Origin of the sequence: Mesorhizobium sp. M7A.F.Ca.CA.004.06.1.1, from assembly GCF_003999135.1 — a bacterium.
Classification (GTDB): domain Bacteria; phylum Pseudomonadota; class Alphaproteobacteria; order Rhizobiales; family Rhizobiaceae; genus Mesorhizobium.
On sequence record NZ_RZPQ01001444.1, the window covers coordinates 1 to 462 of the forward strand.

General features: G+C 58.9%; 1 protein-coding gene. It reads right to left on the bottom strand.

Annotation, left to right across the window (positions count from 1 at the left end; genetic code table 11):
- The coding region (locus tag EN906_RS36850) for a GntR family transcriptional regulator (protein WP_164777740.1) at nucleotides 1-201 on the bottom strand (201 nt) is incomplete at its 3' end.
- Nucleotides 202-462 lie beyond the last annotated feature (261 nt).

A 462-nucleotide genomic window follows, 5' to 3' on the forward strand; every position in this document is an offset into this window, starting at 1 on the left:
GCCCTGGCGCGTATCCAGCAATCCCTGCGAGACCAGCACCCGCACCGCCTCGCGCACCGTGCCGCGGCTGACCGACAGAAGGTTGGTCAGAGCTGCCTCGTTGGGGATACGCTCGCCGACGCCCCAGCGGCCGCTGACGATTTCAGCGCGCAGGCTCTCGGTGGCGCTGTCGGTGAGATTGGTTCGGATAGCAGGTTGCATCGACCTATTCATCAAGTCATCAGATGACTTGATGAATAGGCCTACTCCTGGCTGCCGTCAAGCTACTGATCGAGATGGTAGTGGGTCAGTCTGAAATTCAGCCTTTGAATGGCCGGCGTTGAATGCGATAATTCAGGCATGGATGACACATCCGAAACTAAGACACGAAACGGTTGGGCGCCCTTGCACGTTGAGCAAGCTCTTGGTCTTAACCCGGACCTGCCAAAGCGCTGCCCCGAGTGTCATGGTGCTGTTCGCGCT